Origin of the sequence: Serratia sp. 201 (assembly GCF_037027545.1) — a bacterium.
Taxonomy (GTDB): domain Bacteria; phylum Pseudomonadota; class Gammaproteobacteria; order Enterobacterales; family Enterobacteriaceae; genus Serratia; species Serratia bockelmannii.
Genome location: NZ_JAXCHC010000004.1, coordinates 256213 through 271599, shown reverse-complemented (window position 1 = coordinate 271599; position 15387 = coordinate 256213). Strand labels below are relative to the sequence as shown.

Here is a 15387-nt window from a genome sequence, read left to right as displayed (position 1 = left end):
GCACCGTTCCTGTCATTACAATAATGTGATCTCTATCAGATATTTTTTAAGAGCGGACTTGGTCACGCAGGAGTACGGGTCCGAGGACATACTGTAAAAATCACACTGGCCGCCATTTTCACGCTTATTCCTCTGTGGGACGACGAAGTCATGCCTTATAGGCAAATCTTCAGTAGGAAAATATCACCAATTCACTATTAAAATAATTAAGACACCATTCATTATAAAATCACCAGTTAATATTTCGCCATGGCAGACAAGGCCGGGCAGCCCATGATAGCAATTCTGGAATCCTCTCCTGTCTTTAATCGGCCAGGCCGTTCAATTTCGCCGGCCTGCTGTGTTCACTGTACCATTGCCCTGAAACTGCCTCGCGGCACGGCATAATAAGGTTAGCGCCGATCGCTTAAAAAGCCTTATCATTCTCACGCACCGGCATGCTCGTAGTGAAACTTCGCTGATGTTACTGGATAAAGTTATTTCTCTTAATTTATTCAAAGGTAACATTATGTTTAATATTTACAGCACCAACTACGCATCAATGAGCACCGAAAAATCAGCAGATCTTTATGTTTTAAGGAAAAATGTCTTTAAAGACAGGCTGCAATGGGCCGTGAACTGTTCAGACGGCAAGGAGCTGGATGAGTTTGATAATGATAAGACAAACTATATATTTGGCGTAAAGGACAACATGATAGTTTGTGGTACCAGGATGATTGATATGAAACACAAGAATATGCTGAACAGCGCATTTTCCTCTTTCTTTCATGACATCGTCATTCCAGAAGGGAATTTCATCGAATCCACACGCTTTTTCGTCGATAAAGAAAGAACCCAGTCACTGCTGGGTCGCCGGTTCCCTGTGACTCTGGCGCTGTTCTTATCGCTGATCAACTATGCGCGGCAACACGGCTATGACGGCATACTGGCCGTCTCCAGCCATCCGATGTTGCATATCATCAAAAGCTCCGGCTGGAACGTCACGCTGCTGAAGACAGGCATATCGGAAAAGAACGAGCCCGTTCATTTGCTGTTGGGCCACGTTGATCGTCAGAGCCAGGAGGCATTAAAAAACAAAATATTCAAAAAGTTGAATACGCAAGACGAGCACATGCTAAACGCCTGGCCGTTGAGCGACGAACCTGCATTCTAATCACCCCACCGGTTTAATCAGCTGAAGTTCCATCCCTAAACGGATAGCATGCCGGGCATTCGCCACCCCCAGCTTTTTGACAATGTTCCCCATATGAAACTTGATGGTGCAGGTTTTGATCCCCAGGATCATACCCATTTCCTGGTAGGTTTTCCCTACGCTGGCCCAATAGAGGATCTCGTTTTCTCTCTCGGTAAAACGGGCGTTTTTTTCCTGGCGCGCGGTGTTTTTTTCGGACAGTGAAGTCAGCGTCAAATACATCTCATGGGTCGATGCCAGCAGCAACGAAATATCGCCTTTATGCTGATTCAGCATCTGCATGGTTTCCGCCTTGCGCTCGGCAGCGAGGGTAAAGGAAAGGGTCACCAGATTATTATTAAAATCATGCAACACGAAGGTATAGCCGTCGGCTACGCCGAATTCGCGTGCTTGCTCGAACAACTCAGAAAAGCGGAAGCCGGCACCGGCCATCAGATTTTCATCCCAGGCAAAAGGCGTCAGGCGATTGAGCGCCGTAATGACTACCGGATCGGTATATTGTAGCCCTTGTTCTTTATATTGCTTTACCCATTCACCGGGATAATTGGTAACGCCAAAGATACATGACATATCTTTCTTGGATAACACCACGTAGGCCCAGATAAGCTCGCCGAAATCGCCTAATGCCGCTTCCAGATGCTTGCTGATAATGTGACTGATATTCTCTTCATATTCCATTAACTGCCTGCCCCGCTACCCAATACGCTGCTGGGTAGACTATACCAAAAAGGATCGACGCGCCGTAACCTTCACATCTCGCACGGATAATGCCCGGTGGAATATTGTCCTCGGTGGCCGGCAAGCGCTTTGCCTGCCGCCGATACGCGGGGTATATTAGCCGCACGTCCATTGTGCCTGTCAGGAGTGAATGAGTGAGCATGTTCGCAGAAGAGCGCCAGGAAAAACTCCTCGCCATTCTCAAGGAGAAGCGCAAGCTCTCCGTGGGAGAAATGAGCTCGCGCTTTAACGTCTCCGGCGCCACCATCCGCACCGATCTGCGCATTCTGGAAGACGCCGGTATGCTGACACGCACCCACGGCGGCGCCATTCTGCGCACCCGCGCCAGCTTCGAGGTCGGCTCCGATCAGCGTGAAGAGGTGAACCTCAGCGCCAAGGAGCAAATCGGTCAATTGGCCGCCGGCCTGGTGGAAGACGGCGACATCATCGTATTGGATACTGGCACCACCACCCTGCAGATCGCCCGCCATCTGCGCCAGCGCCGCAACCTGACCGTGGTCACCAACGATTTCATGATCGCCAAGAGTCTGGAAGACGTCGAATCGATCCAGATCATCCTGCTGGGTGGCATCGTCAAAAAGGGTTATCACTGCGCGGTCGCCATCAACGGCCGTTCGCTGCTGGATACGCTGAACATCGACAAGGCGTTTATGGGTGCCAACGCATTGTCGCTGAAACAAGGCGCCTGTGTGGCCGACATCATGCTGGCCGAAACCAAGCGCGCGATGGTGGAGCATGCCAATCAAGTGATCGTAGTGTGCGATCACTCCAAGCTGAGCAACACCTCGCTGGCGCAGTTCGCCTCCCCTGCACAGATCGATACCCTGGTGCTGGATCGCCTGCCGGAAGACGCGCAGGCCTATCAGGATGCCGGCATCGCGCTGCTGAGCGTTAGCTAATCCTCCCAACAAAAAAGGCGCGGCCCCGCGGCCACGCCTTTCTTCACTGCCAATCGCCCCGCTACTTGCGTTTGAGCAGCATATACACGCTGATCAGCAGGAACAGCATGCTCGGCAGCAGCGCGCCCAGCACCGGCGGCATGCTGTAGACCATGCTCAGCGGGCCGAAGATCTGGTCCAGCACGTAGAACAGGAAGCCGAAGCTGATGCCGGTCACCACGCGGATACCCATCGGCACGCTGCGCAGCGGGCCGAAGATGAACGACAGCGCCATCAGCATCATCACCGCCACCGACAGCGGCGAGAAGATTTTGCTCCACATGTTGAGCTGGTAACGGTTGGATTCCTGGCCGCTCTGCTTCAGGTACTTCACGTAGTTGTGCAGCCCGCTGATGGAGAGCGAATCCGGATCCAGCGCCACCACGCCCAGCTTGTCCGGGGTTAGGTTAGTTTTCCATTCGCCGGTCAGCGTCTGGGTGCCGGTCACCTGTTTCGGGTTGGTCAGATCCGAGGTGTCCACCTGCGAAAGCTGCCACAGGCCGTTCTCGAAGCTGGCGGTAGCGGCATAGCGCACCGTTTCCAGGCGACGCTGATCGTTGAAGTGGTAGATGTTCACACCGGAGAGTTCTTTATCGCCGGAGACGCGCTCGATGTAGATGAAGTCATTGCCGTCCTTCGCCCACAGCCCGCTCTTGGTGGAGAGCAGCGAGCCGCCGTACATCTGCTGGGCGCGGTAGTTACGCGCCATCTGCTCGCCCTGCGGCGCTACCCACTCGCCGATCGCCATGGTCAGCAGCACCAGCGGAATGGCGGTTTTCATCACCGAGCCGGCGATCTGCAGGCGGGTAAAGCCGGAAGCCTGCATCACCACCAGTTCGCTGCGCGTCGCCAGTTGGCCCAGGCCGAGCAGCGCGCCAAGCAGCGCCGCCATCGGGAAGAAGATCTCGATGTCTTTCGGCACGCTCAGCAGGGTGTACATGCCGGCGCTCAGCGCGGTGTACTCGCCCTGGCCGACCTTGCGCAGCTGATCGACAAACTTGATGATGCCGGACAGCGACACCAGCATGAACAGCGTCATGATGATGGTGTTGAAAATCGTTTTACCGATATACCGGTCTAATACGCCAAACATCAGGCCGCTCCTCTCAGGCGTGCGCGCAGCTTACGCATCGGCACGGTATCCCACAGGTTCAGCGCCAGCGCGATCGCGAAGTAAACGCCGTTAACCAGCCACAGCCACAGCATCGGATCCAGCTTGCCCTTGCCGGCGTTGGAGCGCAGCGAGGTCTGCAGCAGGAAGAAGATCAGATACAGCAGGATGGCCGGTAGCATGCTCAGCACGCGGCCCTGGCGCGGGTTCACCACGCTGAGCGGCACCACCAGCAGCGCCATCAGCGCCACCGAGACCACCAGCGTCAGGCGCCAGTGCAGCTCGGCGCGCGCGTCCGGATCGTCGGACTCCCACAGCGTCTGCATCGACATCTGTTCGGATTCGGTGTTGTCCGCCGCCACGGTGCGGTGGCCAATCACCGCCTTGTAATCGGTGAAGTCGGTAATGCGGAAGTCGCGCAGCAGCGCGGTGCCTTCAAAGCGGGTGCCCTTGTCGAGCGTCACCACCTGCGAGCCGTCTTTCTGCTGCACGATGTTGCCGTGCTCGGCCACCACCACCGACGGGCGTTGGTTGCCGTTCGGCCGCAGCTGCGCCAGGAACACGTCGTTGAAGGTGCTGCCCTTCACGTTGCCGATAAACAGCACCGCGTTGCCGTCCTGCGAGGGTTTGAACTGCCCTTCCGCCAGCCCGGCGATGCTCGGGTTGGCCTTGGCTTCGTTCACCACCACGTCCTGATAACGCGAAGCCCAGGGGCCGGCCCAAAACACGTTCACCGCCGCGATCGCAGAGGTGAGCAGCGCCAGGATCATGGCGGCGATAATCAGGGTGCGCTTGCCCAGCCCGCAGGCGTGCATAACGGTGATTTCGCTCTCGGTATACAACCGCCCAAGCGTCATCAGCAAGCCGAGAAACAGGCTCAAAGGCAGGATGAGCTGCGCCATTTTCGGCACGCCCAACGCGAGCAGAGAGAGTACTAAGTTTGTCGGGATATTGCCGTCCACCGCGTCGCCCAACACCCTGACCAAATTCTGACAAAAGAAGATCAGAAGCAGGATGAACAGGATGGCGATTTGGCTCTTGAGCGTTTCCCGTACCAGATATCTTATGATGATCACGCTTATTACGCCTGTGAAAACTTGTCTTTTTGCAGGAAAATCGATAATTTCATCGTTAATCCGCCATTTATTCTCATCATATGGCAACCTTCACAGCTAAAATAGTATTACAACATCAAGCCGTTTGGGTGTCCTATAGGAACTTGCTTATAGTCGCCAAAACAGAGCAATTTATGCCGTTCAGGTTAACATAATCCGTTAACTCAAATGGCAGGAGATCGTTACGGAGTCGGTTATTCTAGCCGTAGCGTCCGCCTTTGTCTTTAAGATTCAGGAGAGTGCATGGAGTTCAGTGTAAAAAGCGGTAGCCCGGAAAAACAGCGCAGTGCCTGTATTGTAGTCGGCGTTTTCGAACCGCGCCGCCTGTCCCCTATCGCAGAACAACTCGACAAAATCAGTGATGGTTATATCAGCGCATTGCTGCGCCGTGGCGAACTGGAAGGCAAGGTCGGGCAGACGCTGCTACTGCACCATGTGCCCAACATTCTCTCCGAGCGCATCCTGCTGATCGGCTGCGGCAAAGAGCGCGAGCTCGATGAGCGCCAATACAAGCAGGTGATCCAGAAAACCATCAATACCCTCAACGACACCGGCTCGATGGAAGCGGTCTGCTTCCTGACCGAACTGCACGTGAAAGGCCGCAACACCTACTGGAAAGTGCGTCAGGCGGTAGAAACCGCCAAAGAGACGCTCTACACCTTCGATCAGCTGAAAAGCAACAAGGTGGAACCGCGTCGTCCGCTGCGCAAAATGGTGTTCAACGTGCCGACCCGCCGTGAGCTCACCAGCGGCGAGCGCGCTATCCAGCACGGCCTGGCGGTGGCTTCCGGCATCAAGGCGGCCAAAGATCTCGGCAACATGCCGCCGAACATCTGTAACGCCGGCTACCTGGCCTCGCAGGCCCGTCAGTTGGCGGACGCCTTCAGCACCAACATCACCACCCGCGTCATCGGCGAACAGCAGATGAAAGAGCTGGGCATGAACGCCTATCTGGCGGTCGGCGCTGGTTCGCAGAACGAATCATTGATGTCGGTGATGGAATATAAGGGCAACCCAAATCCGGACGCTAAGCCGATCGTGCTGGTAGGCAAAGGGCTGACCTTCGACTCCGGCGGCATCTCGATCAAACCGGCCGACGGCATGGACGAGATGAAATACGACATGTGCGGCGCGGCGACCGTGTACGGCGTGATGCGCGTGGTGGCGGAGCTGAACCTGCCGCTGAACGTGATCGGCGTGCTGGCCGGCTGTGAAAACATGCCGGGCGGCCGGGCGTATCGTCCGGGCGACGTGCTGACCACCATGTCCGGCCAGACCGTCGAGGTGCTCAACACCGACGCCGAAGGCCGCCTGGTGCTGTGCGACACCCTGACCTACGTCGAGCGCTTCGAACCGGAGCTGGTGATCGACATCGCCACCCTGACCGGCGCCTGCGTGATCGCCTTGGGCCACCACATCACCGGCCTGATGTCGAACCACAACCCGCTGGCGCACGAGCTGCTGGGCGCTTCCGAGCAGGCCGGCGACCGCGCCTGGCGCCTGCCGATGGCCGACGAGTACTACGAGCAGTTGGACTCCAACTTCGCCGACATGGCGAACATCGGTGGCCGCCCTGGTGGCGCCATCACCGCCGCCTGCTTCCTGTCGCGCTTCACCCGCAAGTACACCTGGGCACACCTGGATATCGCCGGCACCGCCTGGCGCTCCGGTAAAGCCAAGGGCGCGACCGGCCGCCCGGTGGCGCTGCTGTCGCAGTTCCTGCTCAACCGTGCAGGTCTGAACGGCGACGATTAAATCTGAGCGGTAATTCAGGTATAATCCCAAGGGGCACAGCATGCTGTGCCCCTACATTTTTTTATCGGCAGCGGTGGATCCTTAATGAAAAAGGCGACGTTTTATTTGCTCGACAACGCGGAACCGTCAGGCGCGCTCAGCGCCCATGAGGCCGTGGCCTGCGCCGTTGCCGCCAACGGCTTCCGCGCCGGCAAGCGGGTGCTGATCGCCTGCGAGAGCCAGGAGCAGGCCCAGCGGCTGGACGAAGCGCTGTGGCAGCGCGAGCCGCATGAATTCGTGCCGCACAACCTGGCCGGCGAAGGGCCGCACTACGGCGCGCCGGTGGAACTGTGCTGGCCCGGCAAGCGCGGCAACGCCCCGCGCGATCTGCTGATCGCCCTGCTGCCGCAGTTTGCCGATTTTGCTACCGCTTTCCATGAAGTGGTAGACTTCGTTCCTTACGAAGACACTCTGAAACAGTTGGCGCGCGACCGTTACAAGGCCTATCGCAGCGTCGGCTTCCATTTGACCACGGCTACGCCGCCAACTCACTGAATACGATAAAGAATGGAAAAGACAAACAGTCAGCTCGACACCGCATACGACCCAAAACAGATCGAACAGAAGCTGTACGATCACTGGGAGAATCAGGGTTACTTCAAGCCGAACGGCGACACCAGCCAGGAAAGCTTCTGCATCATGATCCCGCCGCCGAACGTCACCGGCAGCCTGCACATGGGCCACGCGTTCCAGCAGACCATCATGGACACCATGATTCGCTATCAGCGCATGCAGGGTAAAAACACCCTGTGGCAGGCGGGCACCGACCACGCCGGCATCGCCACCCAGATGGTGGTGGAGCGCAAGATCGCCGCGGAAGAAGGCAAAACCCGCCACGACTACGGCCGTGACGCGTTCATCGACAAAATCTGGCAGTGGAAGGCGGAATCCGGCGGCACCATCACCCGCCAGATGCGCCGTCTGGGCAACTCCGTGGACTGGGAGCGCGAGCGCTTCACCATGGACGAAGGCCTGTCGAACGCGGTGCGCGAAGTGTTTGTCCGTCTGCACAAAGAAGACCTGATCTACCGCGGCAAGCGCCTGGTGAACTGGGATCCGAAGCTGCGCACCGCCATCTCCGATCTGGAAGTGGAAAACCGCGAGTCCAAAGGTTCCATGTGGCACCTGCGCTACCCGCTGGCCGACGGCGCGAAAACCGCCGAGGGCAAAGACTATCTGGTGGTCGCCACCACCCGTCCGGAAACCGTGCTGGGCGATACCGGCGTGGCCGTCAACCCGGAAGATCCACGCTATAAAGACCTGATCGGCAAAGAGATCATTCTGCCGCTGGTCGGCCGCCGCATCCGCATCGTCGGCGACGAACACGCCGATATGGAAAAAGGCACCGGCTGCGTGAAGATCACCCCGGCGCACGATTTCAACGACTACGAAGTCGGCAAACGCCACGGCCTGCCGATGATCAACATTCTGACCTTCGACGGCGACATCCGTCAGGAAGCGGAAGTGTTCAACACCCTGGGCGAAGTCTGCACCGACTACTGCAACGAGATCCCGGCCGAGTTCCGCGGCCTGGAGCGCTTCGCCGCGCGTAAAGCGGTGGTTGCCGCCTTCGATCAGTTGGGCCTGCTGGACGAGGTCAAACCGCACGACCTGACGGTGCCTTACGGCGACCGCGGCGGCGTGGTGATCGAGCCGATGCTGACCGACCAATGGTACGTGCGCACCGCGCCGCTGGCCAAAGTGGCGGTGGAAGCGGTCGAACAGGGTGACATCCAGTTCGTGCCGAAGCAGTACGAAAACATGTATTTCAGCTGGATGCGCGACATTCAGGACTGGTGCATCTCGCGTCAGCTGTGGTGGGGCCACCGCATCCCGGCCTGGTACGACGTGAACGGCAAAGTCTACGTGGGCCGCAGCGAAGAAGAAGTGCGCAGCGAGAACAACCTGGGCGCCGACGTGGTGCTGACCCAGGATGAAGACGTGCTGGACACCTGGTTCTCGTCCGGGCTGTGGACCTTCTCCACCCTGGGCTGGCCGGAGCAGACCGAGGCGCTGAAAACCTTCCACCCGACCAGCGTGATGGTCAGCGGCTTCGACATCATCTTCTTCTGGATCGCGCGCATGATCATGCTGACCATGCACTTCATCAAGGATGAAAACGGCAAGCCGCAGGTGCCGTTCAAGACCGTCTACATGACCGGCCTTATCCGCGACGACGAAGGCCAGAAGATGTCCAAGTCGAAAGGCAACGTGATCGACCCGCTGGACATGGTCGACGGCATCTCGCTGGAAGATCTGCTGGAAAAACGCACCGGCAACATGATGCAGCCGCAGCTGGCGGAGAAAATCCGCAAGCGCACCGAGAAGCAGTTCCCGAACGGCATCGAGCCGCACGGCACCGACGCCCTGCGCTTCACCCTGGCGGCGCTGGCTTCGACCGGCCGCGACATCAACTGGGACATGAAGCGCCTGGAAGGCTACCGCAACTTCTGTAACAAGCTGTGGAACGCCAGCCGCTTCGTGCTGATGAACACCGAAGCGCACGACTGCGGCTTCAACGGCGGCGAGAAAGTGCTGTCGCTGGCGGATCGCTGGATCCTGGCCGAATTCAACCGCACGGTGAAAGCCTACCGCGAAGCGCTGGATACCTACCGCTTCGATCTGGCGGCCAACATCCTGTACGAATTCACCTGGAACCAGTTCTGCGACTGGTATCTGGAACTGACCAAGCCGGTGGTGAGCAACGGCAGCGAAGCGGAACAGCGCGGCACCCGCCACACGCTGATCACCGTGCTGGAAGCGCTGCTGCGCCTGGCGCACCCGATCATTCCGTTCATCACCGAAACCATCTGGCAGCGCGTGAAGCCGCTGACCGGCACGACCGCAGACACCATCATGCTGCAGCCGTTCCCGGCCTACGACGCCGCGCTGGAAGACGAGCAGGCGCTGAACGATCTGGAGTGGATCAAGCAAACCATCATCGCCGTGCGCAACATCCGCGCCGAGATGAACATCGCGCCTAGCAAAACGCTAGACGTGCTGCTGCGCAACTGCAGCGCCGACGCCCAGCGCCGCGTGCAGGAGAACCAAAGCTTTATCGCCCGTCTGGCGCGCCTGGAATCCATCGCGCTGCTGCCAGCCGGTGAGAAAGGCCCGGTCTCCGTCACCAAGCTGGTGGACGGCGCCGAGCTGCTGATCCCGATGGCCGGTTTCATCGACAAGGACGCCGAGATCGCGCGTCTGGCCAAAGAGATGGGCAAGCTGGATGCGGAAATCGCTTCGATCGAAGGCAAGCTGGCGAACGAAGGCTTCGTGGCGCGCGCGCCGGAGGCGGTGGTTGCCAAAGAACGCGATCGTCTGGCGGCCTGCAAAGAAGGCAAAGTGAAGCTGCAGGAACAGCAGGCGACCATCGCCGCGCTGTAATCCACCGGCTCACGCCAACGCCTGAAAAACAGCGGGGTCTTCCCCGCTGTTTTTTTATCGCCGTTGCATCCGGGCCGGGTTAGATGTTATTACAAGATATTACTGCTGCAGGGACGCCGCCGGGAAATAATCCCCGGCGCGTTTCGTGCTGCGATAAAAACGAAAAACGAACGTGGTCTCTTTCAATGGCGAGTGTAAACATGACAACAGCAACCCCGGCGCGCCTGCTGGTGCGCCCCATCACGGCGGAAGACAATCCCGCCATTGCTCACGTCATTCGCGAAGTCTCCGCCGAGCACGGCCTGACGGCGGATAAAGGCTATACCGTCTCCGATCCCAATCTGGACGCCCTGTATCAGCTCTACAGCCTGCCGCGCAGCGCTTACTGGGTGATCGAGGTGGACGGCCAGGTCGCCGGCGGCGGCGGCATCGCGCCGCTGCAGGGCGGCGCAGACGATATTTGCGAATTACAGAAGATGTATTTCCTGCCGGTGTTGCGCGGCAAAGGATTGGCGAAACGCCTGGCGCTGCAGGCGCTGGATTTCGCTCGCCAGCACGGCTTCCGCTGTTGTTACCTCGAGACCACCGCCAGCCTGACGCAGGCAGTTGCACTGTACGAACACCTGGGCTTCGAACACATCGACCACGCGATGGGCGCCACCGGCCACGTCGATTGCGAAGTCACCATGCTGAAAACGCTGTAATCGTCCCCCCGTCTCTCTATCATGGCGCAGCGTGCTGCGCCATTTTATTAATATCGCAATCAATCAGTAAAACTCGCTATAACGCCGTTTTTCAAGCAGATAAACTGACGTTAAAAACCATGATGTAAATTTAATGTGAAGTTCGTTAATAAATTAACGATCGCAAATTGACCGTTTTTCCCCCCGCGCTACTCTGCCAGTATCCCAATCGCGCACGGAGAGCTGTCATGTCGGAAAATACCTTTGATTACATCATCGTCGGCGCCGGATCCGCCGGCTGCGTGCTGGCGGCGCAGCTGATCCGCCGCACCCAGGCGCGGGTGATGCTGCTGGAAGCCGGCGGCGACGACAATAACCTGTTTATCAAGATGCCGGCCGGGGTGGCCAAGATCATCGCCAAAAAAAGCTGGCCCTACGAGACGGAACCGGAACCTCATGCAAATAACCGCCGCATGCAGATCGCGCAGGGCAAGGTGCTGGGCGGCAGCAGTTCGGTCAACGGCATGATCTACCTGCGCGGCCAGCCGCAGGACTACGACGACTGGGCCGAACGCTATGGCTGCGCCGGCTGGAGCTACCGGGATGTGCTGCCCTACTTCAAACGCGCCGAGGCCAATGAAAGCCTGTCCGACGACTACCACGGCGCCGACGGGCTGCTGCCGGTCAGCGAAAACCGCTACCGCCACCCGCTGAGCATGGCGTTTATCCGCGCCGGCCAGGAGCTGAACCTGCCCTATCGCAACGACTTCAACGGCGACAGCCAGCACGGCGTCGGTTTCTACCAAACCACCACCCACAACGGCGAACGCGCCAGCACCGCCCGCACCTACCTGAAGGCGGTGCGCGACGAACGGCGGCTGGTGGTGAAACTGAACGCCCTGGCGCATCGGCTGACCTTCGAGGGCAACGTCGCCACCGGCGTGGTCTACAGCCAGAACGGCGGCGCCGAAGTGACCGCACTCGCCACCAAAGAGGTGATCGTCAGCGCCGGCGCGGTCGGTTCGCCGAAGCTGCTGATGCTGTCCGGCATCGGCCCGCGCGACCACCTGCAGCAGCTGGGCATCGAGGTGCGGGCGGATCTGCCGGTGGGCAAAAACTTCCACGACCATCTGCACATGTCGATCAACGTCAGCACCCGCGAGCCGATCAGCCTGTTCGGCGCCGATCGCGGTCTGCAGGCGCTGAGCCACGGCGCGCAGTGGCTGGCGTTTCGCAGCGGCGTGCTCTCATCCAACGTGCTGGAAGGCGCCGCCTTCACCGACAGCCAGGGCGACGGCCGGCCGGACGTGCAGATCCACTTCCTGCCGCTGCTGGACAGCTGGGACGACGTGCCCGGCGAGCCGCTGCCGAACATTCACGGCTTCACGCTCAAGGTCGGCTACCTGCAGCCGAAGGCGCGCGGCGAAGTGCAGCTGCGCAGCAGCAACCCGCGCGATCCGGTCAAGCTGCACGCCAACTACCTCGGCCACCCGGACGATCTGGCCGGCAGCGTGCGCGCGGTGAAGTTCGGCCTGGATTTCCTGCAAACCGCGGCGCTGAAGCCGCTGATCAAAGACCTGCTGATGCCGCAGCCGGAGTGGACACGCGACGAAGCTCAGCTGGAAGCCTTCGTGCGCAACTTCTGCAAGACGGTGTATCACCCGGTGGGCAGTTGCCGCATGGGGCCGTCGCCACAGGACGCGGTGACCGATCCGCAGCTGCGGGTGCACGGTTTTGAACGGCTGCGGGTGATCGACTGCTCGGTGATGCCGCAGCTCACCAGCGGCAACACCAATGCGCCAACCATCATGCTGGCGGAAAAGGCGGTGGATCTGTTGCTGGGCGCGCCGCAGTAAGGGCGCGCTTCAACGTCAGGCGGCGGCGGGCACGCCGCTGTGGAAACGCAGCTCGCTGTCCGGCGACAGGATCAGCTCGGCTTCGAGGCGGCCGAAATGCGCCACCCGTTCGCTGATGTCGCCGCCGGCGATCTGCTCGGCCAATGTCAGGTAGTCCTGATAATGCCGCGCTTCGGATCGCAGCAGCGAGACGTAAAAGCGGTTCAGCTCATCGTCCAGGTGTGGCGCCAGTTTGGCGAAGCGTTCGCAGGATCGCGCTTCGATGTAGGCGCCGCAGATCAGTTTGTCGATCAGCGTCGCCGGATCGTGGGTGCGGATCTCGCGTATCATGCCCTTGGCGTAGCGGCTGGCGGTGATCTTGCGATACGGGATCCCGCGCGCCTGCATGATCTCCAGCACCTGCGAGAAGTGATGCAACTCTTCCTTGATCAACAGCACCATGCGATCCGCCAGATCCTGGCCGTAGGCCGAGCCGTTTTTCGGCAGGATCTTGCGGGTGAACTGGCCCTGGCGGAACAGCGTGTCCGGCGCGCCCTGCGCCTCGTGCAGAAACGCCTCGTAGGGCCGCAGCAGCGCCAACAGCGCGTCGCCGCTCTCTTTGTCCGCCACGTAGCGGCGGATCAGCCACATGCCGGTCTGTGCGGCTTTCAGCTCGCACACCAGGTGGTCGGTCAGCAACAGCTGCAGGTTTTCCGGACGGCGCGCGGCGTCGATCCAGGCGTCGGGAGTTTCACAGTGCAGGAAGCTTAAAATCGGGGCTAACAGGGATTGGTATGTCATCGGCTTCATTGCCCTATGTATTTCAAGTCGCAGCTAGGCGGCCAGCTCACTCATCCCCAGGAGCTTACTCAGGTAAGTGACTGGGGTGAGAGAGTGCAGCCAACAACGCTGCAGCTTGAAAGACGACGGGGATATCAGGGGCCGGCGAGAACCGGCCCATGTGAATAAGCGAGGTTAATTAGTGGCGTTTGCCGTCGTCGTCTTCGTCGATGTAGTCGCCGTCTTCGTCATCCTCACCGTCTTCACCGTTCGGATCTTCGAAGTAGGTGCCCCAGCCGTCGTAGTTGACGCCGCAGCGTTCCGCCAGCGCCACCAGCTGTTCTACCTGGGCGTCGATCAGCTCGGCGTTCAGGCCGACTTCGCTGATCACGTCGCAGCACATCACCATCGAACCGTCTTCCACTTCCAGCTCTTCGGCGTCGGTCACTTCGTAGCCCAGCTTGAAGGCTTCAACGGCGGCCTGCTCCAGAACCTCAAATTTCTCGGCGGACAGATGGTGCTCGATGGTGTAGAGCGCGTCCGGATCGCTGCCGTCTTCCAGCAGTTCTTCGATGATCAGGCGGGTCTCTTCACGTTGTTCTTCCAGCAATTCGCGGTTTGCCATGCCTATATCCTCAAGTCAAATGGCCTTCATTCCTTCTATTTTCACACACCGCCGACATTGCTTCCACGATAAACGTGAAAGATTTCCTCGCTGGGGTTGAAATTGAATATTCATACATATAAAGTGAATTTTAATTCAATTACACAATCAGGGAATCGGACTATGAGCACCGGCAATGCGTTCTACCAACGTCACTTTCTGAGGTTAATGGATTTCACCCCCGCCGAGCTGCAGGCGCTGCTGCGGCTTTCGGCCGATCTGAAACAGGCCAAGAAGCAGGGGCAGGAACAGCGCCGGCTGCAGGGCAAAAACATTGCGCTCATCTTCGAAAAAGACTCGACCCGCACGCGATGCTCTTTCGAAGTTGCCGCATTCGATCAGGGTGCGCAGGTGACCTATCTCGGCCCAAGCGGCAGCCAGATCGGCCATAAAGAGTCGATGAAAGACACCGCCCGGGTGCTGGGCCGCCTGTACGACGGTATTCAATACCGCGGCTACGGCCAGGCGCTGGTGGAAACCCTGGCGGAACACGCCGGCGTGCCGGTGTGGAACGGCCTGACCGACGAGTTCCACCCCACTCAGCTGCTGGCGGATCTGCTCACCGTGCAGGAACACCTGCCGGGCAAGGCGCTGAGCGAGGTGAAGCTGGCGTACGTCGGCGACGCGCGCAACAACATGGGCAACACGCTGCTGGAAGCCGCCGCGCTGGCGGGCATGGATCTGCGGCTGGTGGCGCCGAAGGCCTGCTGGCCGCAGCCGGAGCTGGTGGCCGAATGCCAGGCGCTGGCGCAGCAAACCGGCGCGAAACTCACCCTGACCGAAGACATTGCCGAAGGGGTGCAAGACGCCGATTTCCTCTACACTGACGTCTGGGTGTCGATGGGCGAACCGAAAGAAACCTGGCAAGAGCGTATCGCGCTGCTGCGGCCGTATCAGGTCAACATGGCGATGCTGAAGCTGACCGGCAACCCGAACGTGAAGTTCCTGCACTGCCTGCCGGCTTTCCACGACGACCAAACCACGCTCGGCAAGCAGATGGCGCAGCAGTACGATCTGCACGGCGGCATGGAAGTGACCGACGAGGTGTTCGAATCGGCGCACAGCGTGGTGTTCGATCAGGCGGAAAACCGGCTGCACACCATCAAGGCGGTGCTGGTCGCCACGCTGAGCGAAACCCTCTGATTGTTCCCCC

General features: G+C 59.2%; 13 protein-coding genes. 8 read left to right on the top strand and 5 right to left on the bottom strand.

The window, feature by feature from the left end:
• Positions 1-460 precede the first annotated feature (460 nt).
• Complete coding sequence (locus tag WA302_RS20040) at positions 461-1153, top strand: acyl-homoserine-lactone synthase (protein WP_080287126.1); 693 nt, start codon at positions 461-463, stop codon at positions 1151-1153.
• Here WA302_RS20040 and WA302_RS20035 read toward each other — a convergent pair whose 3' ends face one another.
• Complete coding sequence (locus WA302_RS20035) at positions 1154-1870, bottom strand: helix-turn-helix transcriptional regulator (RefSeq protein WP_033636878.1); 717 nt, start codon at positions 1868-1870, stop codon at positions 1154-1156. It lies immediately after the preceding gene.
• 200 nt (positions 1871-2070) lie between these two features.
• On the opposite strand from WA302_RS20035, the gene WA302_RS20030 reads away from it, so the two are divergent.
• Positions 2071-2829 (top strand): DeoR/GlpR family DNA-binding transcription regulator, encoded by a 759-nt coding sequence (locus WA302_RS20030; protein ID WP_033636877.1) that lies wholly within the window; start codon positions 2071-2073, stop codon positions 2827-2829.
• Positions 2830-2890: 61 nt separating this feature from the next.
• Here WA302_RS20030 and lptG read toward each other — a convergent pair whose 3' ends face one another.
• Together lptG and lptF are read right to left on the bottom strand one after the other, a co-directional pair.
• Positions 2891-3961 carry an LPS export ABC transporter permease LptG gene (lptG, locus tag WA302_RS20025; RefSeq protein WP_019453290.1) on the bottom strand — a complete coding sequence of 357 codons (1071 nt, stop codon included), beginning with the start codon at positions 3959-3961 and terminating at the stop codon, positions 2891-2893.
• Complete coding sequence (lptF, locus tag WA302_RS20020; RefSeq protein ID WP_043139168.1) at positions 3961-5055, bottom strand: LPS export ABC transporter permease LptF; 1095 nt, start codon at positions 5053-5055, stop codon at positions 3961-3963. Before lptF ends, lptG begins: the two co-directional genes overlap by 1 nt.
• A 282-nt stretch (positions 5056-5337) precedes the next feature.
• On the opposite strand from lptF, the gene pepA reads away from it, so the two are divergent.
• From pepA to WA302_RS19995, 5 genes are all read left to right on the top strand, one after another.
• Complete coding sequence (gene pepA, locus WA302_RS20015; protein ID WP_004933352.1) at positions 5338-6849, top strand: leucyl aminopeptidase; 1512 nt, start codon at positions 5338-5340, stop codon at positions 6847-6849.
• 84 nt (positions 6850-6933) lie between these two features.
• Positions 6934-7383, top strand: a complete 450-nt coding sequence (locus WA302_RS20010) for a DNA polymerase III subunit chi (protein WP_336064708.1) — start codon at positions 6934-6936, stop codon at positions 7381-7383.
• 12 nt (positions 7384-7395) lie between these two features.
• Positions 7396-10272, top strand: a complete 2877-nt coding sequence (locus tag WA302_RS20005) for a valine--tRNA ligase (RefSeq protein ID WP_049208824.1) — start codon at positions 7396-7398, stop codon at positions 10270-10272.
• 200 nt (positions 10273-10472) lie between these two features.
• Positions 10473-10976 carry a GNAT family N-acetyltransferase gene (locus tag WA302_RS20000; RefSeq protein WP_004933360.1) on the top strand — a complete coding sequence of 168 codons (504 nt, stop codon included), beginning with the start codon at positions 10473-10475 and terminating at the stop codon, positions 10974-10976.
• A gap of 227 nt (positions 10977-11203) precedes the next feature.
• Entirely contained in the window at positions 11204-12811 is a 1608-nt protein-coding gene (locus tag WA302_RS19995) for a GMC family oxidoreductase (RefSeq protein ID WP_261456563.1), read from the top strand.
• A 15-nt stretch (positions 12812-12826) separates the two neighbouring features.
• Here the strand turns inward: WA302_RS19995 and miaE are convergent, their stop codons facing one another.
• Together miaE and rraB are read right to left on the bottom strand one after the other, a co-directional pair.
• Positions 12827-13591, bottom strand: a complete 765-nt coding sequence (gene miaE / locus WA302_RS19990) for a tRNA isopentenyl-2-thiomethyl-A-37 hydroxylase MiaE (RefSeq protein ID WP_015376459.1) — start codon at positions 13589-13591, stop codon at positions 12827-12829.
• 178 nt (positions 13592-13769) lie between these two features.
• On the bottom strand, positions 13770-14195 hold the full coding sequence (rraB, locus tag WA302_RS19985) for a ribonuclease E inhibitor RraB (RefSeq protein ID WP_025305115.1): 426 nt from the start codon (positions 14193-14195) through the stop codon (positions 13770-13772).
• A gap of 162 nt (positions 14196-14357) precedes the next feature.
• Between rraB and argF the strand changes: the two genes are divergently transcribed.
• Entirely contained in the window at positions 14358-15377 is a 1020-nt protein-coding gene (gene argF / locus WA302_RS19980) for an ornithine carbamoyltransferase (protein WP_049294756.1), read from the top strand.
• Positions 15378-15387: the final 10 nt, after the last annotated feature.

Bases quoted from the DNA above. Each gene is read 5' to 3' on its own strand.
- WA302_RS20040 (WP_080287126.1), top strand. From the start codon at position 461: ATGTTACTGGATAAAGTTATTTCTCTTAATTTATTCAAAGGTAACATT.
- WA302_RS20035 (WP_033636878.1), bottom strand. From the start codon at position 1,870: ATGGAATATGAAGAGAATATCAGTCACATTATCAGCAAGCATCTGGAA.
- WA302_RS20030 (WP_033636877.1), top strand. From the start codon at position 2,071: ATGTTCGCAGAAGAGCGCCAGGAAAAACTCCTCGCCATTCTCAAGGAG.
- lptG (WP_019453290.1), bottom strand. From the start codon at position 3,961: ATGTTTGGCGTATTAGACCGGTATATCGGTAAAACGATTTTCAACACC.
- pepA (WP_004933352.1), top strand. From the start codon at position 5,338: ATGGAGTTCAGTGTAAAAAGCGGTAGCCCGGAAAAACAGCGCAGTGCC.
- WA302_RS20010 (WP_336064708.1), top strand. From the start codon at position 6,934: ATGAAAAAGGCGACGTTTTATTTGCTCGACAACGCGGAACCGTCAGGC.
- WA302_RS20005 (WP_049208824.1), top strand. From the start codon at position 7,396: ATGGAAAAGACAAACAGTCAGCTCGACACCGCATACGACCCAAAACAG.
- WA302_RS20000 (WP_004933360.1), top strand. From the start codon at position 10,473: ATGACAACAGCAACCCCGGCGCGCCTGCTGGTGCGCCCCATCACGGCG.
- WA302_RS19995 (WP_261456563.1), top strand. From the start codon at position 11,204: ATGTCGGAAAATACCTTTGATTACATCATCGTCGGCGCCGGATCCGCC.
- miaE (WP_015376459.1), bottom strand. From the start codon at position 13,591: ATGACATACCAATCCCTGTTAGCCCCGATTTTAAGCTTCCTGCACTGT.
- rraB (WP_025305115.1), bottom strand. From the start codon at position 14,195: ATGGCAAACCGCGAATTGCTGGAAGAACAACGTGAAGAGACCCGCCTG.
- argF (WP_049294756.1), top strand. From the start codon at position 14,358: ATGAGCACCGGCAATGCGTTCTACCAACGTCACTTTCTGAGGTTAATG.